Genomic DNA, 23707 nt, shown 5'->3' on the forward strand with positions numbered 1-23707 from the left:
GCCAACTTCATGGGCTTTGTCAAACTTGCCGCTATCGCTATCTGGCTCAGGTAGTTAAATCGTCACTACGCCCTAGGATGGCTACTTACCTAATCGGCACGCTGAGCCGCTCGCCGTCTCAAGGTCACGGTAAACGGTTCTAACTCGCCTTTCCCGGGAAACCGTTTCACGCTTTTCCTGGAATGCTCTAAAGATCGAGCTACCATCATTCCACGCTCCTCCGCCATTTCCAGCAGCAGATCCTGCAGGTCTTCGATGGTCAGCGCCGCGCCAGCTGTCGCCGGCAGTTCCTCGATACACTCCTTCATCGAAATCACGGAGGCCCCGGTTTTCTGCGAAAGCAGCCGCGCGGACAAGCGCATTCTGGTCAGGCATGATTCCCCTTTCATGCGATGGTAACGGCACCATTTTCTTACATGCTGTATGCCTTGTCGCAACTTATGAGAGCGTTCATTCACGCTTGCAAGCGTCTCGCTGATATTCGTATGAGAGACGGCCGCTCGACAGCGAGAGCGACGGCACCCCGCTGTCATCGGGCTCCATGCTGGCGAGCAGAGCCAGCGGCACTTCGTGCCGATGGAGCCCGATCAAGCTCCTGCCTTCCACCGTAACCGGCAATTCGGTGTATCTGTCGAAAATGGAATACGCGCCTGTCGGCTCGTACAGGATCTCGAAACGCTCCAAAATCGCAAACCTCCTCCCGGGGAGGCTGTAACGCACGCGTCCATCAGAGGTTGCATAAAAAAGCGATTCTTTCCGGCCGCGTGCGGCCGATCAGGGGTGGGCGCCCTGAACCGGCTCGGGCCGGCGGCGCATCAGCAGATAGAACGCGGCGACGTGCGTGATCATCAGCAGCGGCACATAGAGGATCGGGATCGCGTAGGCGGCGCCCAGTTCTCCTGCCAGATCGGGAAGGTCGAGCTGGACCCCGTGATAATAGTCGACGACGATGTCGACGGTTCCCACGAGATTGAAGGCGACGACGAGCGGCCAGAATAGCTGATGTCTCCGGGCCGTCAGAAGCGCCAGCATGGCCAGCAGGCCGGTGGCGAAGTCACCATAAGCCGCGAGGACGGCGAAACCAGCCGGCAGATTGGGCCCGACGACACCCGGAAGCATGAAGACAAGCCCGAAGAAGCGGAAGCTGTGCAGGGTGGCGATCGCGCGTTGCGCCTCGAGGTGGTCCATCGCCTTGAGCCTCGGCCAGACATAGGCGCCGAAGCACAGCAACCATGGCACGTAGCCCAGAGCGAGATGGATATCGAAGATCATTGCCGGCGACATTCCCGCCTCCCTCAGGTCTTGCCCGGAATGGCTTCGAAGACGGCTGTCAGGATGCCCAACCGGCCTTCCCCGAGATTGCGTCCAAGGTTGGCGGCAACTCCCGCGAAGTCCGGCCCCATGACGACGCCGAGATTGAGCAAAGGAGGCGGTCCGGACGCCCGCAATTGCGAAAACCACGCCTTGGCTGCCTCCGTGTCGTCTTGCCACACCAGGGTTTCAAAGCCTGCCTGCTCGATCCGCGTCCGCGTCTCGGCCGCGGTGAGCAAGAAACTCTCCGCCGGGCTTCGTGCCCAGGGAACGGGATAATGCGGATCGCCGCCGTTCAACACGACGTCGTAGGTGGCAAACCGGCCGCCCGGCTTCAGCACCCGCCTGATCTCACCATAGAGCCGTCCGCGCTCGGTGATGTTCATCGCCACATGCTGCAGCAACGCGACGTCGAACTGGCTATCGTCGAAGGGAAGCGCCAGCGCGCTGGCGCCCTCGAACGTCACCTGTTCGCTCAGCCCCATTCGCTCGGTCAAATAGTGTGCGGCCTCGACGAACGGCTCGCTGAGGTCTACGCCCGTCACCCGGCAGCCATGGGTCGCCGCCAGGAAACGGGCCGGCCCGCCAAGTCCCGAGCCGACATCGAGGACCATCGTTTCCGGGCCAATCCCGGCCAAGCCGGCAAGCTCGGCGGTTGCAGCGAGCCCACGGGTGTGGAACTGGTCGAGCCCGGCCAGCCGTTCCGGCATGAGCCGTTGGTCCTCTGGTCCCAAAGCGGCCAGTGCCGTCTTGAGACGCTCGGTCAGACCGCTGGCGCGGTAGTGAGCGCGCACGCCGTCGAGATTATCTGTCATTGCGGTTTCCTCCGGATTTACCTCGTTGCTGCAGAGATAGAAGCGCTTTCGAACAGCGACTATCCGCGATAATGTCGATGCGCCATGAAGCAGAACTTCACAGTCAGGCAGGGAGCGCTCGACGGCGTCGAGGCCTTCCTGAGCGTCGCCCGGCATCGTAATTTCCGCAAGGCGGCGGCCGAGCTCAAGGTGACGCCGTCGGCGATGAGCCAGGCGATCCGCACGCTCGAGGCGCGCATCGGCGCAGCGCTTTTCATCCGTACGACCCGCAGCGTCGGCCTGACCGAAGCCGGGGAGCGCTTTCTGTCGCGCGCCGGACCCGCATTCGAGGAACTGGTCGCCGCGAGCGAGGTGGCGCGCGACCTCGGCCAGCGGCCGACCGGACTGCTGCGCCTCTCGGTGCCGCCGTCGGTGGTGCCGATCCTGCTGGAGCCGCTCATCGCATCCTTCTGCCAGGCCTATCCGGAAATCGAGCTGGAGATCGTGGCCAGTGGAGAACTCGTCGATCTCGCCGCCGAAGGCTTCGACGCAGGCATCCGGCCCGGCGAATTTGTCGACGCCGACATGATCGCGGTGCGCTTGACGCCGCCGCTGCCATTCGTGGTCGTCGCCAGCCCTGATTATCTGCGCCAGCGAAACGTGCCGCAACGCGTCGAGGATCTGCGCGGCCATGCCTGCCTGCGCATGCGCCGGTCAAACGGGTCGATCGCGCCCTGGCCCTTTGTCGACGGCAACAAGTCGGTCGAGGCCATCGTCTCCGGGCCGCTGATCGCGCATGATTATCCGACGCTTCTGGGCGCGGCGATGCGAGGCGCCGGGCTTGCCCAGGTACCCCAACCGCTCGCCAGCGTGCCGATCGCCGACGGCCGGTTGCGGGAGGTGCTGAGACCCTTTGCCGTGACCTTGCCTGGGCTTTTCCTGTACTACCCGGGAAAGCGTCAGGTCCTGCCCAAGCTGCGCGCGTTCATCGACCATGTCAGGCGCCGGAGCGATGCCGAGGCGCGCGCCTGAGCCTGGCCCGCAACGAATTGCGATTGGCGCTTGCCGAAGCCGGCGGCCTCGCTCATCCATGGCCTACAGACACATGGCGTACAGACGGTAGCCTGGGAACAATGATGACCGACACCAGCTTTCATCTCGTCGAAGCAACGATCGAGCAACTGCGCCGCGCACTGGATGACGGTCTCGTCACCTCGGTCGAACTGGTCGCCGCCTATGTCAGGCGCATCGCGCATTTCGACCGGCACGGCATCGCGCTGAACGCCGTGCCCGTGCTCAACCCCGATATGTTCGGGGAAGCCGCCGCTTCCGACCAGCGGCGTCGCGCAGGCACCCTGCTCGGACCGCTCGACGGCATCCCCTACACCGCCAAGGACAGCTACAAGGTCAAGGGCCTGGCGGTCGCCGCCGGCTCGCCGGCCTTCGAGCATCTCGTCGCCAACGAGGACGCCTTCACCATCGCCAGGCTGCGTGCCGGCGGCGCGGTGCTGATCGGCCTCACCAACATGCCGCCGATGGCCAATGGCGGTATGCAGCGCGGCGTCTATGGCCGCGCCGAGAGCCCCTACAATGCCGGCTGCCTGACCGCCGCCTTCGCGTCGGGCTCGTCCAATGGCTCGGGCACGGCGACGGCGGCCAGCTTCTGCGCCTTCGGGCTCGGCGAGGAAACCTGGTCGTCCGGCCGCGCGCCCGCCACCAACAATGCGCTCGTCGCCTACACGCCTTCGCGCGGCGTCATCTCCGTGCGCGGCAACTGGCCCTTGGTGCCGACCATGGACGTGGTGGTGCCGCACACGCGCAGCGTGCCAGACATGCTGGAACTGCTCGATGTCATCGTCGCCGACGATCCGGAAACGCGAGGCGATTTCTGGCGCGCGCAGCCCTGGGTCGCGCTGCCCAAGAGTTCCGAGACGCGCCCACCGTGCTACACGGATCTGACGCTGGAAGGATCACTCCGGGGCAAACGGCTCGGCGTACCCAAAATGTATATCGGTCGCGACGTCGAGGCTGACCGTCTGATCGAAACCCGCGCCTCGGTGCTTGATCTGTGGGAGCAGGCGGCGGCGGATCTGCGGCGGCTCGGTGCCGAGGTGGTCGAGGTCGATTTTCCCGTCGTCTCCAACTACGAGCGCGACCGGCCCGGCACGCAAACCATGGTCGAGCGCGGGCTGGTGCCGCGGGACTTCGCCGAGCGCGAACTCTGGGATCTCTGCATCTGGGGCTGGGACGATTTCCTGCGCGCCAATGCCGACCCTGCCTTGCCCGATCTCGTCTCGGTCGACGGCCCGAAAATCTTTCCGCAGCCGCCGGGCACGCTGCCGGACCGTTATGAGGGCGGCTTCGACCTGGCGGAGTATGTCGAACGCGCGAAATCGGGAGTCGCGCCCTTGGCCGACATTCCCACGATCGAAGACGGCATCAAGGGACTTGAAGCAACAAGGCGCATCGACTTCGAGGATTGGCTCGACGCCAACCGCCTCGATGCCGTGATCCTGCCGGCCGCCGCCGATGTCGGCCCGGCCGATGCCGACGTCAACGAGGCGTCCGCCGCGCTCGCCTGGCGCAACGGCACCTGGGTCGCCAACGGCAATCTGGTCTGGCGCCATTTCGGTATTCCGACCGTCACCGTGCCGATGGGCACCATGGCCGATATCGGCATGCCTGTCGGCCTCACCTTCGCCGGCAAGGCCTATGACGACGAAAGGCTGCTTCGCATGGCCGGCGATTACGAACGGTCGACCCAGCGCCGCACCCGCCCGCCGCGCACGCCCGAGCTGGCCGACGATGTGTTTTCGCATCGTCCTGCCCGAGCCGGCGATGGCAAGGCGCCTGCGCTCACCATCAAGCTTGCGGCCGAGACGCGGGCTTCTGGGGATCTGGATGAGATCGCCATCACGATCGAAATGATTGGCGAGAATGTTGAAACGGCGAGCATCAAGGTGCATGTCAACGGGGAGCCCGTCGCGATGCAACAAAACGGCGCGCGTCTCACAGGGCGGGCGCTCGTGCCGACCACTGAGCACCAGCGGTTCCACAGTGTCTGGCGCGGCTCCTACGGCTCGATCGTGACTGCGGTGGTGCGGCTGCGGGATGGGCGCATCGCCGGTGCCTACGCGGTTGCCGGCGGGATTGAGTGAGGAGTAGCCGGGATGAACCAGCAGCGTCTACCTCTCCGTTACAAGGCCCTGATTGCTGTTAATTTTGCGATTGGCGTTGCAGGTATTTTGTTGCGGCCCCTCTATCCCAAAAGCATCTTCATAGCAATGTTCATCATAGCCACTATGATTACTGCCTTATCTGGATGGGTAATTCTTCGAGAGAAGCTGAAACCGTCGACGTCGATAAGCGAAACACGGCTGACACTTACAGTTTTTGGATTGGGCATCGGTTTGGGTATTTGGGGTATGTACATTACCCTTGGCTCCATCCTTGAATGACCCGATGCGGCTCTTACCCGCACAACCGCAGGGCCAGCTATGATCAAAGTGAAGCAACTCGCCCATGTCTGCATCTTCGCCAACGACCTCGAAGAGACGCGGCGCTTCTATCACGATGTCCTGGGCATGGACGTCCAGTTCAACTTCCTGCGCGACGGCGCGGTTTTCGGGTTCTACCTCAATTGCGGCGGCCGCAGCCATGTCGAGGTTTTCCAGAAGGATGGAGCCCGGTTCAGCGAGACGGACCAGATCAACCACTTCTGCCTGGAAGTGGAGAATATCGACGCCGCGATCGCCCACATCGCATCCATGGGCGTCGATGTCACCGCCAGGAAACACGCTTGCGACGACACCTACCAGGCCTGGCTGCGCGACCCCAACGGCGTGAAGATCGAACTGTTCGAATACACCGCCAAAAGCGCGCAATTTACCGGAGGCGATCGCGTCGCCGACTGGTAGGCTAGAGCAATTCCAGGAAAAGTGTGTAACGGTTTTCCGTCCGGAATTCCGTAAAAACAAAGAGTTAGAGCGGGTCGGCGATTCAATTGAACGCTGAACCGCTCTACCCCCGCGCGGCCCACAGCAAACCGCGCTCCATGATCAGCGCCATTTCCGGCACCGCGAACTCGTCGGCCGTATGGCCAAGCGAGCTGTAAAAGACCTTGCCGGCGCCATAGCGGCGCTTCCAGACGACCGGCATGATGACGCCGCCAATCCCGGGGAAATGCGCGTCGGTGAAGGTGGTTGTCGCCAGCACCTCGTTGCCGGGATCGACATGCATGTAATATTGCTCCGACCGATAGGCGAAACCACTGACGCCGCTGGTGATCGGGTCGTCCGGCCGGGTGATGACGACACGATAGTCTATGATGTCACCGGGATGCGCGACCCATTGGCCGCCGGTCATGAACTGGTAGTCCGGCTCATTGCGGAAACTGTCGCCCATCGTGCCGTGAAAACCGCCGAGCCCGCTCCCTTGGCGAACCGCCTGCGTCAGGTTCTTCAGTTCGGCCTTTTCGATCGTCGACATGGTGATGACAGGCACGATGAGGTCGAATGAAGCAAGGTCCGGATCGGCGAACATCGCCGTGCCTTGGCCGAGCGTGACCGCGAACCCGTTACGCCGGAGCATGTCGCGCACGACATTGGCGCTGCGCTCCGGCGTGTGGCCTTCCCAGCCGCCCCAGGCAATCAAAGCCTTCTTCGGCATGCGGCAACCTCCCTCGATCTATGGACCGACGACCGCTCGCCGCATGGGTCAGCGCCAGCCGAGCGCCGGCGCGACATGGGTGAGGATCGCCTCGATGACATGGGCGTTGTAGTCGACGCCGAGCTGGTTGGGAACCGTGAGCAGCAGCGTATCGGCCTCGGCGATCGCCTCGTCCTGCGCCAGCTCCTTGATCAGCACGTCCGGTTCTGCGCCGTAGCTGCGGCCGAAGATCGCTCGCGTGTTTTCCTCGATGAAGCCGATCTGGTCGCGGCTCTCGTTGCCGCGCCCGAAATAGGCGCGGTCGCGGTCGTCGACCAGCGCGAAGATGCTGCGGCTGACCGAAACGCGCGGTTCGCGTTTATGCCCCGCCGCCTTCCAGGCCTCGCGATAGATGCGGATCTGCTCGGCCTGCTGGACATGGAACGGTTTGCCGCTCTCGTCGAATTTCAGCGTCGAGCTCTGCAAATTCATGCCGAGCTTGGCCGCCCATTCCGAGGTGGCGTTGGTGGCCGCACCCCACCAGATGCGCTCGCGCAGGCCCTGCGAATGCGGCTCGAGCCTGAGCAGACCGGGCGGATTGGGGAACATCGGCCTTGGATTGGGCTGGGCGAACCCCTCGCCGCGCAGCGTGTCGAGAAAAACCTCGGCGTGATGGCGCGCCATGTCGGCGTCGCTCTTGCCTTCCTGCGGCACGTAGCCGAAGTAACGCCAGCCGTCGATCACCTGCTCGGGCGAGCCGCGGCTGATGCCGAGCTGCAGGCGTCCGCCGGCGATGATGTCGGCGGCACCCGCGTCCTCGGCCATGTAAAGCGGATTTTCGTAACGCATGTCGATGACGGCCGTACCGATCTCGATGCGGCTGGTCTTGGCGCCGACGGCCGCCAGCAGCGGAAATGGCGAGGCGAGCTGGCGGGCGAAATGATGGACGCGAAAATAGGCGCCGTCCGCGCCGAGCTGCTCGGCCGCGACCGCGAGATCGATGGATTGCAGCAGCGCGTCCGAAGCCGAACGTACCTGCGATTGCGACGAGGGCGTCCAGTGCCCGAACGACAGGAAACCGATTTTCTTCATCGCCGTGAAGTATATGCGAGCGGCACGTGCTTCAATGGCAAAAGAGCGGGGTTACACACCGTCGCCCTCTCGGTGCCAAAGTTCGCAAAGCACCAAAGAGTTGACCGCTGTGGAGGATGGGATGCTCAGGGGAATCCGCATCGTCGAGATCGAGGCGCTGGGGCCGGCGCCCTTCGCCGGCATGCTGCTCGCCGATCTTGGCGCCGATGTCATCGTCGTCCATCGCAAGCTGGCGTCCATGCCGGGCGCGCCCAAGCGCTCGCTGCTCGATCGCGGTAAGCGCTCCATCGCCCTCGACCTCAAGGATGCCGGGGACGTGGCCGTGCTGATGCGCCTGATCGCCACCGCAGACGGGCTGATCGAGGGGTTTCGGCCCGGCGTCATGGAACGTCTCGGGCTCGGCCCGGATGCCTGCCTCGCCGACAACTCGCGCCTGGTCTACGGCCGCATGACGGGCTGGGGCCAGGACGGACCGCTGGCCTCCGCCGCGGGACACGACATGAACTATGTCGGCGTATCGGGCGCGCTCTGGTACGCCTCCTTGCCGGGAGAACCACCCATGGCGCCGCCGACGCTGGTCGGCGACATAGGCGGCGGCGCGCTCTATCTGGCGATCGGCATGCTGGCCGGCATCATGAATGCCCGCGCCGGCGGCAAAGGCACCGTCGTCGATGCCGCGATCGTCGACGGCTCGGCCCACATGATGAACCTGCTGATGTCGCTCGGCCAGTCCGGCGCGCTCGCAGCCGAGCGCGGCCAAAGCCTGCTCGATGGTCCACATTGGTGCCGTGTCTACCGCGCGTCGGATGGCGGGTTCGTCAGCGTCCAGTGCATCGAGCCGAAATTCTACGCGGACTTCCTCGACAGGCTTGGCCTGTCGGCCGATCCGCAATTCGCCGATCAGTTCGATCGCGATCTGTGGCCGGAACTCGGCGACCGGCTGGCAGCGATCTTTGCCACGAGACCTCGCGACGAATGGGGCAAACTGTTCGAAGGGTCCGACGCCTGCGTCGGTCCAGTCCTCAGCCCCCATGAAGCAGCACTGCATCCGCACATGACCGCGCGCGGCACCTGGCAGACAGTGGACGGCGCGCTTCAGGCGGCGGCCGCGCCGCGCTTTTCCGGATGGGAACAAAAGACATGGGCCAAGAGCCCTGCGCGCGGTGAACACGATGCCGAAATTCGTGCGGGCCTGGCGGAACCGTGATGACGGCATGCTAAGCTATGCCAGTGTTCGCTGGTCGCCTACCGCCTCACTCGAAGATGATTGGCAGATAGGACGAGGTCCGTGGCGGTTCGGCCGATCTTGAAGTTTCCCAATCCCCTCCTCCGCGCCGTGGCGGAGCCTGTAAAGCTGTTCGACAGCGACCTGCACGGTTTGGCCGGCGACCTCATCGACACCATGCACGCAGCGCCCGGGATCGGCATCACAGGCCCGCATGTCGGCATCTTGAAACGCCTGGTCGTGATCCAGCTTCCTTCCGCCACAAAGCCGGGAATCTACGCAAATCCATCTGTCATCCAGGCCTCGACCGAGATGATCCGTCATGCGGAAGGCAGTGTTTCGATGCCCGGCGTCACCGAGGATATCGATCGGCACGCCCGCATACGCGTCCGCTATCAGGATCTGGATGGCAATGAGCGGTTCGAGGACGCCGAGGGCCTGCTGGCGGTCTGCCACCAGCATGAGATCGATCAGCTCGACGGGCTCTTCTGGACGCACAGGCTGACGCGCCTCAAGCGCGACCGGCTGATCAAGCGCTACGGCAAGCTGATGCGAGCCTCGTAGCGCCGTACCCGCAGGAGAAGCGCGCGATCGCGGCTCGGGATGGGGGCTGGCCGTCCTGGACAACGTCACGCCGGCCGCCTGTCCGCGCCGGCGCACCGTGTCCCGTTCGCAACGGGCTGGCCTGATGGCCGGCAGCCGATTATTTCCCGCAGTGGTGATCGTTGATCTTGTTTATCGCAAACGCGTCCGGTCCTGTCCGGTGGTAGGAACAGGCCCCGGCAGCCGTCGTGAACAACTGCTGGTCGTAATAGCGCGGGCCGCCGAACAGGAAATCGATGAGATCGTCATTGGCCGGAACGTAGCGTTCCTGTTCGGCTTGTTGATAGTGACGGTGCCTGGCCCCCGCGAATGCCGACGAGGACATGCCGCAGCCCATTGCGAGAGCAAGAACGCAGATCGCTAACCGTTTGGTCGTCATCGCAAAACACCCTTCTGTTCGGACTCGACTTTATATCCAAATCGTCAGGCGGCGAAAAGTTCCTGAGCAGTCGCCAGCCGGAGAGGCCCGTGTCGCCAGGGTACATCCTGCTGGACTCACATTGATCCGCCTGGAGCAGCTTCCAAGATTTCGTGACGATGATCCATTGGGCAAGTTAGCGTGGCACCAGCGGCGTTGCGCCGAGCGCGAGCCACCGCTGTGGTGACAACGGCAAACGCCAGGAAGAAGAGGATGCCCGGATCGGCGCTGCCAGCTGACACAGAGCTGGCTATTATGCTGGCGAGGGATGCGTTTCTGACGCTTGTGACCACGGCATCCGTTTCCGGCTCCATCCACTGCCGCACGCGACCGGTTCCGCTGACCAGGACACCCAGCAAGATCACCATCATCAGCGATCCGAACAGGCCAAGCTGGGATAAGACCGCGATCGGCCAGCCTATCCCTATCTCATCCGCGCCTGACCTACCGTCGTGCCAACCATTGCAGGACCGGCAGGACGGCGCCGTCCGACGCCGGGTTCAGGAACTTGTTTGAATGCCACGCCGCGGCGAGTGGACCGGTCTCGGCTTCGCCGTCGCCGACGATGCAGGCGACTATCAGATCCGGATTGTCGAATGCCGCGCCGAAAGCATGGACCAGCGCATATCCGAGCTCTCCACCCTCGTGAATGCAGCCGGGTGTTTCGGGCGCAAAATCCAGACCAACCCATGGCACGATTCCGTAGGAGCCGCTCGGGCGGCAAGCGGAACGATTGAACAGACGGAAACGATTGAAATCGCGCGGCGGCCGTCGTGGCAGGGAACCATCACTCGGCACAAGGGTTGTGTTCGACGTTTCGAAAAAATGCAGGGAACGACGATGCGGATGTTGATGATAGTTGCCGCGCTTTCCGGAGTGGTCGTCACGCAGCCCCTCTACGGGCAAGCCGTCAACCCGCAGGTTCCTCGGACACCCGTTCCTCAGATGACGCCCTTGGAGCCCCAGCCGGATCAGATACCGCTGCCCGGGCAAGGAACTGCTGACCAGAATTTCACCGATGTTGCCGTTGTCGCCGTCGAGGATCTACCCGCCGAAATCAAAGCGCAGGCGGAAGCCGTGATTACCCAGACCAGCGCGGAAGATCTGCTGCGGCTGCAGAACTCCATCGATGCATCGCCTCAGGCAACAACGGCGCTGAGGGTGAACGGGCTCAACTCTTCACAGGTCGTGGCCGCCAACATCGATGGTGATGGCACGCTGACCCTGATCATCCAGACGACAACTTGATCGGCACACCGAACGATACGGCCGCGCCGTGAAGCAATGAAACGCAGATATCGCCGAGAGCCGCCATGGCCGAAGCCGCTGTTCGCAACTTCACCATCAATTTCGGACCCCAGCATCCGTCGGCCCACGGGGTTCTACGGTTGGTGCTGGAACTGGATGGCGAGATCGTCGACCGTGCCGATCCCCATATCGGCCTGCTCCATCGCGGCACGGAAAAGCTCATAGAATACAAGAACTATCTGCAGGCCCTGCCCTATTTCGACCGCTTGGATTACGTCGCACCGATGAATCAGGAGCATGCCTTCTGCCTCGCCGCCGAGAAATTGCTCCAAATATCGGTGCCAAGGCGTGGGCAGCTTATCCGGGTCCTGTTTTGCGAAATCGGCCGGCTTCTGTCGCATCTCCTCAACGTCACGACCCAGGCCATGGACATAGGCGCCCTGACTCCGCCGCTCTGGGGTTTCGCGGAGCGTGAGAAATTGATGGTCTTCTACGAGCGCGCCTCCGGCGCCCGCATGCACGCGAATTATTTCAGGATTGGAGGCGTGCACCAGGACCTGCCTGCCGCGCTGCTTGACGACATCTGGGATTTTTGCGACCCGTTCCTCAAGGTCTGCGACAATCTTGACGGCCTGCTCACCAACAGTCGTATTTTCAAGCAGCGCAATGTCGATGTTGGCGCGATTGGCCTCGACGACGCCTGGGCCTGGGGCTTCTCCGGCGTGATGGTACGCGGGTCCGGGGCGCCATGGGACCTGCGCAAGGCACAGCCATACGAATGCTATCCCGAGATGGATTTCGATATTCCCGTCGGCAGGAATGGAGACTGTTACGATCGTTACCTGGTTCGCATGGAGGAAATGCGCCAATCGGTCCGGATCATGAAGCAATGCCTGGAAAAGCTGCGCGCGCCCGAAGGCCAAGGGCCTGTGGCAATTCCGAACCAGAAGATCACACCGCCACCGCGCGCCAAGATGAAACGATCGATGGAAGCGACCATCCACCATTTCAAACTTTATACCGAGGGCCTTCGTGTGCCGGCCGGAGAAGTCTACGCCGCCGTCGAAGCGCCGAAAGGGGAATTTGGCGTCTATCTGGTTTCGAACGGAAGCAATGTTCCCTATCGATGCAAGATACGCGCGCCGTCCTTTGCCCACCTGCAGGCGATGGATTTCCTATCCAGGGGTCACATGATCGCCGATGTCGCCGCAATCATCGGATCCCTCGACATCGTGTTCGGCGAGATCGATCGCTGATCAATGCGCGGATCCGCGCCGCATCGCTCATCATCAACCCGAAAGTCGCAGCAGCGCTCGCCTACCAGCGCACGCTGAAGCCGAGCTTGGCGCCGATGGAATTGCTGTCGCCGAACTTCTCGAGACTGGTCTTGGCGATCGCCTCGCCGAAGACCGCGTATTTCCCGTCGCCAAAGTCCAGCGAGCCGCCAAGGCCGACTCCACCCCACAGTGTCTGGTTCTGGCTGATCAGCCGCAGGCCGGAGACATCGACATCGGTTCCGTCGAGGAAATCGTAGTAGAGGTTGGCGATGCCATAGATGTGTGTGCGGCTGACCTGCCCGGCGCTGTCGGCCCACTGGCCCTCATAGTCGGCGGAGACACCGAGGCGGCCGATCAGGCTGTCGTCGCTGCCATGCGATACGACCGCGCCGAACTTGTCGGTGAAGGTGTCGAAGCGAACCGACGAGTAGGCGAGTTGCGCCTGTGGGGTCAACGACCACTTGCCAGTGAGTGCGACCTTCTGTCCGGTCTCGACGCTCAGCGCATAGCCGAAGCCGTTGTTGCCGTCGGCAAGCGTGGTGCCCAGCGTGGCGGAGCGGATGTCGCTGTCATACCAGGTCGCCTGCGCCTGTGTGTCGACATAGAAGCCGCTGTCGCCAAACCAGGTCAGCGAGCCGCCGACGCCGTAGCCGGTGGCCTTGATCGAGCCGACGCCGAAGGTCGACGAGACATCGGATGAGGCGGTGCCGTAATTGACCACGATCCCGCCGATCAGGACGCCGGCCTCGCTCTCGTGAAGCTGGCCGTCGACACCTGCCTGAAACTTCCAGGTCGTCACGTCGTAGTCGGTGCCGGAGGTCGACGTCTTCGGATCGAGCTTCGTATGAGCCGCCTCGATGCGGGCCCAGATGGCCTTGCCATCGACCGGCCCCTGTCCCGGCACGTCGGCCCCTTCGGGCGTCGCACCCTCGCCCCACGATCTGTTGCCGATGCGCTGCTGCAGTGTGCCGAGCTCGTTCAGGCTCTGCAACACGCCGGCATAGGCCTCGTAGATCGGCACGGCCGGCGAATAGAGCGGCTGCGGCTGGCCGTTGATCAGAGCCGACCGCAGATACCAGTCGCCGTCCGTCGGGGTACTTACGCCGTTCTTGTAGAGCCGGTAGGCATAGGCGCCACCGACGACCGCCTGGTCGCCCTGGAAGACATAATCGCCGGCGAGCGAGAAGGTGCCAGCCGAGGTGCCGCCGACATCGATGATCTTGATGCCTTCAACCGTCTGCGCGCCGCCGCCGCCGAGATTGGCGACCTTGAGCGTCGTGGTGCCGGCCGTGTCGCCGGTGACGACCAGCCGGTCGGTGGCCGAAGCATCGCCGCCGAGCACGGTCTCGATCTCCAGCGTGCCGCCATTGCCGGTGTAGTCGCCGGCGATGGTGAGCGTGCCCGGCACGCCCGGATTGCCGGCGGCGATGGTGCCGCCCGCGGCATTGGTGGTGTCGCAGACCGTGCCGGTGCCTTCGAGCCGCCCGCCGGCAAGCACATTGACCGTGCCGCACAGGCTGCCCGAGACATTGACCGTGCCGCCGCCGATCGCGGTGGTGCCGGTGAAGCCGGAAGAGTCTGCCGTCAGCGCCAGCGTGCCGGCGCCGCTCTTGGTCAAGGCGCCGGCGCCGGAGAGCACCCCGTCGAGGGTCAGCGTCGTGGCGGCGTCGGTCAGAAGCGTGCCCTGGCCGAGAACGTCGACGGCGCGGCCGCTGGCGAAGCTGGCGGTGGTGTCGAGCGTGCCGCCGTTGAAGGAAAGCCCGCCCGCCGCATCGCCGAGATTGGCATCGGCCGAGACCCGCAGCGAGCCGCCATTGATGGCGGTACCGCCGGTGTAGCTGTTGGTGCCGGTCAGCACCAGCGTTCCGGCGTCCGTCTTGATGAGCTGGGTGTCGCCGCTGAGCGCCGAGGCGATCGTCGCCGTGTAGCCGGCGCCGGCACTGGTGCCGTCGCCGACCCTGATGGTCGACTGCGGCCCGACGAGCCCGATGTCACCGCCCTGGATGACATAGCCGTCGGTGGCGAATTGCATGCCGGCGGCCGTCACCTGGCCGTGCCCGTTGTCCACCGTCACCGTGCCGGCGGTGCCGGCGAAGATGGCGAAGGCGCCGTCCGAATAGGCCGCGTTGACGACGCCTGTCTGTTCGGTCCAGTTGTCGTTGCCCGACGAACCCTGCCAGGTGCCGTTGCCGCCATTGACGGTGCCATCGAACTTCGGACCGGCGTCACCATCCCAATAGTTCAGGTCGAGCCCAGCCGTGTTGACGAGGTTGACCTGATGGTCGACCGAGGTCTGGACGAAGGTGTTCGACGACGGGATGGAGCCGATCGCAAGCCCGTTGTTGGTCAGCGTGCCGCTGTAATCGAAGACGCGGTAGATGCCGGGACCGAAGCTGCCGCCGGCCGGCACGTCGACATTGAGCGTGCCGTCGAGGACGAGATTGCCGCCGACCGTGGTGATGTCGTTGAGCGCGCCGCCGGCGACATTGGCCTCGCCGAAGGAGTAGTTCAGGATCGAGCCGCCGGAGAGCGTCAGGTCGCCGGCGATCGCCAGCGTGCCCGGCGTGCCGTCGGCCGATCCCGGCGACAGCGTGGCGCCGTCGGCAACGCTGACGTTGCCGCCGATCGTGCCCTTGCCGCCAAGCGCCGCGCCGATCTGCACCGAGGTCGGCCCGGTGGCCGCACTCTGGTCGCCGTCGACATAGAGGCCGCCCGCCGCGACCGTGGTCGGTCCGGCATAGCTGTTGGTGCCGGTCAGCACCGTCGAACCGCTGCCGATCTGTTTCACGCCGCCGGTGCCCGAGATCAGCCCCGCGAAGGTATAGGCGTCCGACCGGTCGAAGGCGAGTGTGCCGTTGTTCGTCACATCGCCTGTGATCGAGCCCGAAGTGCCGTCATTGCCGAGTTGCAGCGTTCCCGCCGAGATCGTCGTCCCGCTCGAGACCGTAGCGGCACCGCTGAGGATCAGGCTGCCGCCGTTGACGGCAAGCGTGTTGGTGGCGAGGCTGCCATCAATCTCGGCCGAGCCCGAGTTCATGGCGGTGCTGTTCATGCCGGTGTTCGCGTAGGCGGCGGCGTAGGTGAAGCTGCCCGAGCCAAGATCAAACTTCAGGGCACTGTTGCCGCCACCGCTGATATTGCCGTTGATTGCTCCGCCGGTGATGTCCAGTACATTGCTGGCAGCGCTGAGGTTGATGTTGCCGGCTACACTGCCGGCCGTGGTGATGGTGGCCGCACCGCCCGTCTGGTTGAGGGCGACGCCCGAGGCCCCGGCGTTGACGGTGGCGCCCGAGCCGATGGTGATGGTGCCGCCCGCAATGGCGTCGCCATGAATCGCGGCGCCCGTGCCCGAACCGCCGGTCACCGTGCCGCCTGTGACGCCGATGTCGTAAGTTCCGGCGCCTTTGTTGCTGGCGAAGAGGCCATCACCACTGCCGTTGTTCGTGACGGTGCCGCCGCTTATGGCGATGCCGGCGGTGGCGGTGGCGGCAGCATTGTTGACCACGGCGCTGAGGGCGGGGTTGGTGCCGCTTTGGACCGTGACCGTCCCGGCCGTCATGGTGATACCGGCGCTGCCCAGCTCCGACTGGCTCAAGACGCCAGTGCCCGGATTTGCTGTGATGGTGCCGCCATTGATGGTGACACTGGCAGCACCGAAAGAGCTAGCATTGGTGATGCCGGCACGCAGGCCAGCGCCAGCAGCGCCGACGATGCTGACCGAACCGCCGTTCATCGTGATGACGGCATTGCCCGTGCCCTGGTTTTGGGCATAAGCGCCATTGCCTAGCCCTGTATTGACGACCTGCCCGCCATTAAGGGTGATTTGGGCATTGCCGGCACCCACGCTGTTGCCGATCAACGCAAAGAGGGAACCTCCGCCGGCAGAAATGCGTGATGTCACGGTGCCTGTGTCCATCCGCACAATTGCATTGCCGTCAGTGCCGATATTCACGGCATCAATGCCGTTCGACAAAGTTGCCGTGGACTGAACCGATTGAAAAAGAAGCGCATTGATGACAATATCATTGATATTGTTCGCCCCGCTGACGATGGCGACGGCGCCGGTTCCGGCGGTGGTCTTTTGCGCAACAAGATTGGGATTGTTGAGTATCAGCGTCAGGCCGTTCACGTTATAGCTGATGCCAGGCGCGGGATAGCTGCTCCCCGAGCAAGTGACCACGCCGCCGACCGGCGCGCCACATTCGTTGGCCGCAAAAGCGCTGCGCGGCGCGGACGCCAGCATCGCCATTAGGGCGATCAGCGATGCGGAAGAAAGCGCGGCCCGTAGATTGCAGTTCGGAGAGCCAACTGTCTCCCTGTGGACAGCGCGGACCCTAAATGACGGCATGCCTACTCCTTCGATTCCGCTGTGTGAATTTTGTTTGATACCGCAGCCAATCCGACCGAGCGCCGGCAAGCTGGCTGCCCGCCTGCGCTGTCAAATCTGAAAAGGAACTATCTTCGGCAGGCCCTTGCATCAGCAAGTCGACCAAAGGCAGCGTATCGCAGCCCGCCTAGCCAAGCCGCGCCGCGATCGAGCAAATCCACGAAGCCCCACTGCTGGCATGATGTGCTCCAGCATCGCCCTCTCCTCGACCCCATCGTTCCGCTACACAACCGAATCGGAGATATAAATCAATACCATCAACATCATCACACATCATGTGACTTATAAAGGGGTTAATAGAGTTGTTTCGGATCTACCAAAGTCTATATTAGCCACACAAAATATAATCTCAATCTTACACATGACAGAAGAGTACCCGGGCTTAGCATCGGCAGCCCTGATCGGAAGACGCGCGGCGCAGATGGTCATATGGAAAAACCCGAGCGAACCGAGCCCCTGGGCCAGCGGGACGCGGAGGCGAAGAAAGCGTGCACCGATGTAAGCGCATAATCCGCCGGACCGCCCACGCGCCCGGCACCGAAATGATTTTTTCGCCTTCCAGGTTCTTCAATGTTGCGTTGCAAAAATACTCCACTATAAGCTCGATCATTCGATTGGACCCGGTGAAATTCCGGGTGGCTCTTCCGGCCGCCGATCCGCCGGATCACGCAACAAAAGTGACAGACAGTCGGCCGCCATGAGCGACGGCTTGCACCTTTGCGGATTCCCTCTCCATGGCTGCTTCCTCCCTTCATCGTGACTGGTTTTTCAACCTGCGTGCTGACTTGCTTTCAGGCATTGTCGTTGCGTTGGCATTGATCCCCGAGGCGATCGGGTTCTCGGTCATCGCTGGTGTCGATCCCAAGGTCGGGCTCTACGCCTCGGTCGTCATCGCCTGCGTTATCGCCTTTGTCGGTGGGCGGCCGGCGATGATCTCGGCCGCCACCGCGGCCACCGCTGTCCTCATGGGCCCGCTCGTGCGGGAGCATGGCGTGCAGTATCTCTTTGCCGCCACCATTTTGATGGGCATAATCCAGATCTTCGCCGGGGTTTTGAGGCTCGGACGGGTAATGCGGTTCGTCTCCCAGTCTGTCATGACCGGCTTCGTCAACTCGCTTGCCATCCTGATTTTCCTGGCGCAGTTGCCACAGCTCATGGATGTACCGAAGGCGACATATGGGCTTATCGCGCTCGGGCTCGCGATCATCTACCTCTTGCCCCGGCTGACGAAGACGATCCCGTCGCCGCTGGTGGCAATCGTCGTAGTCACGATAGTTAGCCTTGTACTCAAGCTCGACGTGCGAACGGTCGCCAGTCTCGGCCAGCTTCCAACAACCCTGCCCAGCTTCGGCGTGCCCGACGTGCCGCTTACGCTCGAGACGCTCCATATTCTACTGCCCGTGGCGCTGACCCTTGCTGCTGTTGGACTGCTGGAATCGTTGCTCACGGCGCAGATCGTCGATGACATGACGGACACCACCAGCGACAAGAGCCGCGAGTGCGCGGGGCAAGGCATCGCGAATATCGCCTCCGCGTTCTTCGGCGGCATGGGCGGCTGCGCGATGATCGGGCAGTCGGTCATCAATGTCTCCTCCGGCGGGCGTGGGCGGCTCTCGACGCTCACTGCTGGCGCCTTCCTGCTGGCGCTGCTCGTGCTGCTGCAAGACGTGCTGGCTGTCGTACCCGTGGCAGCGCTGACGGCGGTGATGATCATGGTTTCGATCAACACATTCTCCTGGCGTTCGCTCGCGCGCCTGCGCACGAACCCACTGCCGTCGTCCATTGTGATGCTGGCAACGGTGGCGGGAGTGGTGACGACGGGCGATCTTTCCGTCGGTGTGATGATCGGAGTGTTGCTCTCAGGCCTATTCTTCGCGGGAAAGGTCTCGCGGTTGAGCCGCGTCACTTCCACGCTCTCGGCCGATGGGCGCGTGCGCACCTACACGGTCGAGGGGCAAGTGTTCTTCGCGTCGGCGGCCACATTCGTCGAGTCCATCGATGTGACGAACCCTGTGGAGAAGATTGTCATCGATGTCAGTGCCGCCCACTTCTGGGATATATCCGCGGTCGGTGCACTCGATCGCGTTGTATTGAAAGCACGGCGGCGTGGCCGTGAGGTCGATGTCGTCGGTCTGAATGCAGCCAGCTGCACCATGGTCGATCGTTATGGGGCTCACAAATACGTCGGTCCAATCAGTCCTGTCGTGGTGCAAAATCCGTAGATTCGGACGCGTTCCGCACTTCCTGTCAGGCACCGCCGTCACAGCACCCAGCGGAAGGCGCGCTTGAGTTCCTTGACGCCATCCGCCTCATACCAACGCCCGTGGGAGATGATCACGCGCTCGGGCTGCCAGTTGATCATGCGGCGAACAGCCGACCGCAATGGCTTCTGGTGTCGGAAGAAACTCAATCGCATGTCGAATGGCGCTTTTCCGTCCGGGTCGATAACGCCACCGATTTTCATGAGAACGCGATAGAACCAGCCATGGATGCGTTTTGGCTCGAAATTCTCGATCAAGTCGGTGAGAATCAGGGTTCGTGAAGCGCGATGAAAAAATACAGCCTCCGTGAGCACGTCGCCACTGACAATCAGCATGTCGATTTCTTCCGGCCAAGGCGTATCATGGCCCGTCAACTCCATGTCGACGACGACGCGGCGCTTGGCCCCCTTTTGCAGGCCGGGTACCGCCAGGACCGTTGCGCCCGGCAAACGAGCTTTCCAGTCCGGCAGCCACCAATAGTGAAGCGAATTCGGTGCGATGAGATAGCGGATCGGCCCCAACGCCTCCACCGCCGTCTGGAGGGCCGCTGTGTGACGCACAGGCGAATGAAGAACCAGGTCGCCGCCACGAAGCCGAACAACCGTCATGCGGGTGGTGAACGGCACTTTCAGCCAGCCGAGACCAAACTCGATTTCTGGTCCGTCGACAATCCAGACATCGGCGGCCGCCGGTTTGAGGACATCGATCGGCGCGTATGGATCCAGCCAGTTATGTTCGCGAGAATGGCTATGAGGTGTCACCTGATCGTTCCATGCTTCTCAGTCGCCTGAGGGACTCGGCGAGCAGCGGCTCGTGTTTGGACATTTCCTGGAGGTGATCGGCGGCCAGGCGTTCAAGCAGCGCCGCCCCTTTGTCCGTCATGACGACAAGCACGCTGCGGCGATCCGTTGAGGATTGTCGGCGTTCGGCGAGGCCAGCGCCGACAAGCCTGTCCACCAATTGCACCGCGCCATTCGGTTGAAGCAACATCTGCCGTGCGAGTTCCTTGATCATAATGGCTTGATCAGGATGTACCCGGATAGCCAGCATCGCCTGGTATTGCTGCGACGTGACTCCAGCCGCCGAGGCGGCAACTTCACTGAACGCCAAAAACCGGCGAAGCGCATGACGAAATCCAGCCAATCCTTGGTAGGCATTCTCATCCAGGCTCCGGGAACGTTCATCGGACGGATCCACGCTACTGGCGTCGGGGGGCGTTTTTTCCAACTTGGCGCGCGCACGTTTGGTGCCCTTGCCACGGGATGGCTCCGAAAAAGCAGGAGGATCAGTCGCCGTCACTCTTTTCAATGCCCCCAATGTATGTCATGGCATGACATATATATCAAGCTGAGCTTGATCACCCAGCGGGTTCGGTTGGTAAGGCCCAGGCCTTCATCCTCCAGTCCATCTTTTCCGGGGCGCATCTTTTATGGCACGCGGCGACACGGCAACGTCCAGCAACTCGAAACCTGGTGAATCAGACGACGGCAAACCTTCCGCGCAAGATGCCTCGCATCGCGGAGCGATGGAAGACGAAGAAAGCCACCGGCTTAGCCTGCTGGTTCTCACTGTCCTCGCACTCGGTCTTGGGATTGTAACCGGTTTCGGCGCGGTCCTCTTCCGGGAATTGATAGGGCTGCTCCACAATCTCTTCTTCAACGGCACCTTCGCGGTCGGATATGACGCGAACGTGTTCACGGCGCCCAGCCGGTGGGGCGGGTTCATCATTCTGGCACCGGTGATCGGTGCCGTCCTGGTCACGTTTCTCGTCAGCAATTTCGCGCCCGAGGCAAAAGGCCACGGCGTGCCCGAGGTCATGGACGCCATTTACTATCGGGAAGGGAAAATTCGGCCGATCGTGGCGTTGGTAAAGTCGCTGGCTTCGGCCATTGCCATTGGCAGTGGCTCGTCGGTTGGCCGCGAGGGTCCGATAATCCAGATCGGATCAGCGCTCGGGTCGACATTGGGGCAGATCATCCGCATGCCGGTCGGCCAGCGTATCGCGATGGTCGCCGCGGGTGCCGGTGCGGGTATAGCGGCTACGTTCAATACGCCGATCGGGGGCGTGATGTTCGCGATCGAGTTGATGATGCCCGAAGTGAGTGTCAGCACGTTCCTTCCGGTCGCCATAGCAACTGGCGCCGCGACCTTCGTGGGCCGCTGGTTCATTGGCCCGCAGCCGGCATTTGCCGTGCCGCCATTGCAGGCCCTGACCACGGATGGCAATGCAGTCGTGCTGCTTGTGCTCTATGCCGCCCTCGGCGGTGTGACCGGAGTGGCGGCCGCCGGCTTCATCCGCAGCCTGCATTTGGCCGAGGACTGGTTCGACAAGATCCCCGGGCGATATACGCGCCACATACTCGGAATGCTGCTGCTAGGGCTCCTGATGTATGTTCTCTTCATCACGCTCGGACAGTATTACGTCGATGGCGTGGGCTATGCGACGATCGAGAGCATCCTGGTCGGTCACACCTCTACTGTATGGCTGCTGGGTCTTTTGTTGGCTTGCAAGGCGGCAGCCACATCGATCAGTCTCGGCTCGGGGTCTTCCGGCGGCATCTTCTCGCCTTCGCTGTTCATGGGCGCCACTTTGGGCGGCTGCTTCGCCGCGCTGCTGCAGGCGACAGGCATTCCGATCCCCCTCAGCATTCCGGCCTTTGCCATGGTCGGCATGGGGGCGATGGTTGGCGGCGGTACCGGGGCTGTGATGACCGCCATCACCATGACCTTCGAGATGACCCGCGAGTATGACATCGTCATGCCGATGATCCTGGCCGTTGCCACCAGTGTCGGCGTCCGGCGACTGCTTTCGCGTGAAAACATCTACACATTGAAGCTGGTCCGCCGGGGGCGTGCCATTCCCAAGGCGCTGCACGCCAACATGTTCCTGGTCCGCCATGCCCGCGAAGTGATGGATGCGGACATCCTGGTGCTGCAGGCGGAGCACAGCTTCGATGGTTTTCTGCGTGAGCATGAAGCGGAGGGCAGACTTCGTCATGTGGTGGTCATCAAAAATGGCCAGATCTTCGGTGTGCTCCGCGTCAACACCGGGCTGCGGCGCGGGCTCGAAAGCGCGCATACCGGTGTCACGCTCGCCGACATCGCCAGCCGTGACTACACGATTGTCGGCGAGAACATGATCGTCTCCGACGTGATCGAACGGATTTGGCGGAAGAACGCATTCATGGCCGTCGTCGTGCAGGGACACGGAATTCCTCGAGAAGACGACGTTGTCGGCGTCATCACCAGGGAGCATGTCGCCAACTCCGTAGCCGACGGCCTGAAGATCTATCCCAGATGACGATCGGGATTGCAGCGAGTCATTTCGCAGGCGGAGGTGGCAAACGGTCGGACCAGCCCTCCAGTCGCGGTTTAGTCGCCCGGGGATTGGATATGCGATCCTCTCGACCGATCTACAGCATGTCGCGGCGAATGGGATTCGCCCGACCTGCTGTAAGCTTCTGATTTTATGCATGTCGTTATCCCGGAACCGAGGACACTTCCGGGCGACATGCATTAGCCAGCGCTTGGCGACGCTCTGCCTTCCGCCGGCCGCAACCGATCTCGAACCAGCACGGCTATTTCTTCGCAAGCCCTCAAACCGCCCACGTCATGGATCGGGTCGAGGGGCGCGCGCACGCGTGCCCAGACAGGGTCGCCCGTCGTTACGGCCAGAACGGCCTTGACCGCCGGCACGACCGGCAATTTGAGCAATCTTTCGAGAATGCCATCGATCAGCGGGACGTCCTCCCCGCGCACCAGCGTCGCGATCAGGTCGGGAGCGAAATTCGCCACGCCGCTGATCGAGCCGCTGGCGCCGGCCCGCACGGCGCGCGCCAGATCTCCTTCGTGGCCGACGAGGATGGCGAGATCCCGGTGTTCCGCCAGCAAAGCGGTCGTCTGCTGCCAGTCGCCACTGGAATCCTTGACGCCGGCGATGGCTTGCGGAAACGCAAGCCGTAGTCGGGCGACGAGGCTTGGGCCGATGCTCACGCCGGTCAAACCTGGAATGTTGTAGAGGATGACATCGCGGCAAGCCGGTCCGACACGTTCCAATACTTCCGCGAACCAGCGGTAGACACCTTCCTCCGTCGGCTGCTTGAAATAGAAGGGAGGTGTCAGAAGGATGCCAGCGCAACCCGCATCGAGCGATCGCCGGGCATGGTCGCCCGCATCTTGCGACGACGGCCCGTAAACGCATTCGACCAGACCGCCCGCGTCGACCCCGGCGGCGGCCATACGCTCATAGAGCGGAGCGCGGGCCGAGGTCGAAATGGAAATGCCTTCGCCGGTCGTGCCGAAGGCAGTCACCACCCGCATGCCCTGCCCCAGAAGGTATTTGGCGTGGGCGCCGAAACGGGGCCAGTCGATTGCGCCTCTATGGTCGAACGGCGTCGCCAGTGCCGCGCTGACACCGATTTTCTTGCGCATGGGATGATCGTCG

Annotated in this window: 23 protein-coding genes, 1 pseudogene and 1 other annotated feature; of the genes and pseudogenes, 11 read left to right on the top strand and 13 right to left on the bottom strand. The window is 62.9% G+C overall.

Annotated elements, in window-relative coordinates; translation table 11 throughout:
- Positions 1–89 precede the first annotated feature (89 nt).
- From LB536_RS23905 to LB536_RS23920, 4 genes are all read right to left on the bottom strand, one after another.
- The gene (locus LB536_RS23905; RefSeq protein WP_224596934.1) at positions 90–356 is read right to left on the bottom strand and encodes a hypothetical protein; all 267 of its coding nucleotides are present in this window, start codon (positions 354–356) and stop codon (positions 90–92) included.
- A 94-nt stretch (positions 357–450) separates the two neighbouring features.
- Complete coding sequence (locus LB536_RS23910) at positions 451–684, bottom strand: hypothetical protein (RefSeq protein WP_224596935.1); 234 nt, start codon at positions 682–684, stop codon at positions 451–453.
- A gap of 90 nt (positions 685–774) precedes the next feature.
- Positions 775–1284, bottom strand: a complete 510-nt coding sequence (locus tag LB536_RS23915) for a hypothetical protein (protein ID WP_224596936.1) — start codon at positions 1282–1284, stop codon at positions 775–777.
- Positions 1285–1295: 11 nt separating this feature from the next.
- Positions 1296–2126, bottom strand: coding sequence for a class I SAM-dependent methyltransferase (locus tag LB536_RS23920; RefSeq protein ID WP_224596938.1), 831 nt, complete (start codon positions 2124–2126; stop codon positions 1296–1298).
- A gap of 84 nt (positions 2127–2210) precedes the next feature.
- Between LB536_RS23920 and LB536_RS23925 the strand changes: the two genes are divergently transcribed.
- The 4 genes from LB536_RS23925 (at position 2211) to LB536_RS23940 (ending at position 6022) form a co-directional block, all read left to right on the top strand.
- A complete protein-coding gene (locus tag LB536_RS23925; protein WP_224596940.1) occupies positions 2211–3137 on the top strand; it encodes a LysR substrate-binding domain-containing protein in 927 nt (308 codons plus the stop codon).
- Positions 3138–3241: 104 nt separating this feature from the next.
- Entirely contained in the window at positions 3242–5263 is a 2022-nt protein-coding gene (locus tag LB536_RS23930; protein WP_224596942.1) for an amidase, read from the top strand.
- 12 nt (positions 5264–5275) lie between these two features.
- Positions 5276–5563, top strand: coding sequence for a hypothetical protein (locus LB536_RS23935; protein ID WP_224596943.1), 288 nt, complete (start codon positions 5276–5278; stop codon positions 5561–5563).
- 39 nt (positions 5564–5602) lie between these two features.
- Positions 5603–6022: a VOC family protein gene (locus LB536_RS23940; protein ID WP_224596945.1), complete on the top strand. Its 420-nt coding sequence runs from the start codon at positions 5603–5605 to the stop codon at positions 6020–6022.
- A gap of 103 nt (positions 6023–6125) precedes the next feature.
- Here LB536_RS23940 and LB536_RS23945 read toward each other — a convergent pair whose 3' ends face one another.
- Positions 6126–6773, bottom strand: a complete 648-nt coding sequence (locus LB536_RS23945) for a ThuA domain-containing protein (protein WP_224596947.1) — start codon at positions 6771–6773, stop codon at positions 6126–6128.
- 48 nt (positions 6774–6821) lie between these two features.
- On the bottom strand, positions 6822–7844 hold the full coding sequence (locus LB536_RS23950; RefSeq protein ID WP_224596949.1) for an LLM class flavin-dependent oxidoreductase: 1023 nt from the start codon (positions 7842–7844) through the stop codon (positions 6822–6824).
- A gap of 121 nt (positions 7845–7965) precedes the next feature.
- On the opposite strand from LB536_RS23950, the gene LB536_RS23955 reads away from it, so the two are divergent.
- Together LB536_RS23955 and LB536_RS23960 are read left to right on the top strand one after the other, a co-directional pair.
- Entirely contained in the window at positions 7966–9051 is a 1086-nt protein-coding gene (locus LB536_RS23955; protein ID WP_224596952.1) for a CaiB/BaiF CoA transferase family protein, read from the top strand.
- Positions 9052–9132: 81 nt separating this feature from the next.
- Positions 9133–9633 carry a peptide deformylase gene (locus tag LB536_RS23960; protein ID WP_224596954.1) on the top strand — a complete coding sequence of 167 codons (501 nt, stop codon included), beginning with the start codon at positions 9133–9135 and terminating at the stop codon, positions 9631–9633.
- A gap of 139 nt (positions 9634–9772) precedes the next feature.
- Here LB536_RS23960 and LB536_RS23965 read toward each other — a convergent pair whose 3' ends face one another.
- The 3 genes and pseudogenes from LB536_RS23965 to LB536_RS23975 all read right to left on the bottom strand — a co-directional run.
- The gene (locus LB536_RS23965; protein WP_224596957.1) at positions 9773–10051 is read right to left on the bottom strand and encodes a hypothetical protein; all 279 of its coding nucleotides are present in this window, start codon (positions 10049–10051) and stop codon (positions 9773–9775) included.
- Positions 10052–10167: 116 nt separating this feature from the next.
- A complete protein-coding gene (locus LB536_RS23970) occupies positions 10168–10461 on the bottom strand; it encodes a hypothetical protein (protein WP_224596958.1) in 294 nt (97 codons plus the stop codon).
- 94 nt (positions 10462–10555) lie between these two features.
- Positions 10556–10762, bottom strand: a pseudogene (locus LB536_RS23975) (phosphoketolase family protein); the annotation flags it as partial.
- 273 nt (positions 10763–11035) lie between these two features.
- Here LB536_RS23975 and LB536_RS23980 point away from each other — a divergent pair.
- Both LB536_RS23980 and LB536_RS23985 read left to right on the top strand, forming a co-directional pair.
- Positions 11036–11338, top strand: coding sequence for a hypothetical protein (locus LB536_RS23980; protein WP_224596960.1), 303 nt, complete (start codon positions 11036–11038; stop codon positions 11336–11338).
- A gap of 65 nt (positions 11339–11403) precedes the next feature.
- On the top strand, positions 11404–12594 hold the full coding sequence (locus LB536_RS23985; RefSeq protein ID WP_224596962.1) for an NADH-quinone oxidoreductase subunit D: 1191 nt from the start codon (positions 11404–11406) through the stop codon (positions 12592–12594).
- Positions 12595–12655: 61 nt separating this feature from the next.
- Here the strand turns inward: LB536_RS23985 and LB536_RS23990 are convergent, their stop codons facing one another.
- Positions 12656–16516 (bottom strand): autotransporter outer membrane beta-barrel domain-containing protein, encoded by a 3861-nt coding sequence (locus tag LB536_RS23990; protein WP_224596963.1) that lies wholly within the window; start codon positions 16514–16516, stop codon positions 12656–12658.
- Between the two features lie 93 nt (positions 16517–16609).
- On the opposite strand from LB536_RS23990, the gene LB536_RS23995 reads away from it, so the two are divergent.
- Both LB536_RS23995 and LB536_RS24000 read left to right on the top strand, forming a co-directional pair.
- Positions 16610–16867, top strand: a complete 258-nt coding sequence (locus LB536_RS23995) for a hypothetical protein (protein WP_224596964.1) — start codon at positions 16610–16612, stop codon at positions 16865–16867.
- Between the two features lie 748 nt (positions 16868–17615).
- Positions 17616–17671 (top strand) — a sequence feature (sul1 is cis-regulatory element that is thought to sense ions involved in sulfur or methionine metabolism; They are found in Alphaproteobacteria).
- Between the two features lie 65 nt (positions 17672–17736).
- Positions 17737–19224, top strand: a complete 1488-nt coding sequence (locus tag LB536_RS24000) for a SulP family inorganic anion transporter (RefSeq protein WP_224596965.1) — start codon at positions 17737–17739, stop codon at positions 19222–19224.
- Positions 19225–19262: 38 nt separating this feature from the next.
- Here the strand turns inward: LB536_RS24000 and LB536_RS24005 are convergent, their stop codons facing one another.
- Together LB536_RS24005 and LB536_RS24010 are read right to left on the bottom strand one after the other, a co-directional pair.
- Positions 19263–20024, bottom strand: coding sequence for a DUF4336 domain-containing protein (locus LB536_RS24005; RefSeq protein WP_224596966.1), 762 nt, complete (start codon positions 20022–20024; stop codon positions 19263–19265).
- Entirely contained in the window at positions 20011–20580 is a 570-nt protein-coding gene (locus tag LB536_RS24010; protein ID WP_224596968.1) for a MarR family transcriptional regulator, read from the bottom strand. Before LB536_RS24010 ends, LB536_RS24005 begins: the two co-directional genes overlap by 14 nt.
- 208 nt (positions 20581–20788) lie before the next feature.
- Between LB536_RS24010 and LB536_RS24015 the strand changes: the two genes are divergently transcribed.
- Positions 20789–22564 (top strand): chloride channel protein, encoded by a 1776-nt coding sequence (locus LB536_RS24015; RefSeq protein WP_224596970.1) that lies wholly within the window; start codon positions 20789–20791, stop codon positions 22562–22564.
- Positions 22565–22779: 215 nt separating this feature from the next.
- Here LB536_RS24015 and LB536_RS24020 read toward each other — a convergent pair whose 3' ends face one another.
- The gene (locus LB536_RS24020) at positions 22780–23694 is read right to left on the bottom strand and encodes a dihydrodipicolinate synthase family protein (RefSeq protein ID WP_224596971.1); all 915 of its coding nucleotides are present in this window, start codon (positions 23692–23694) and stop codon (positions 22780–22782) included.
- Positions 23695–23707: the final 13 nt, after the last annotated feature.

Source organism: Mesorhizobium sp. ES1-3, from assembly GCF_020164795.1.
Taxonomy (GTDB): domain Bacteria; phylum Pseudomonadota; class Alphaproteobacteria; order Rhizobiales; family Rhizobiaceae; genus Mesorhizobium.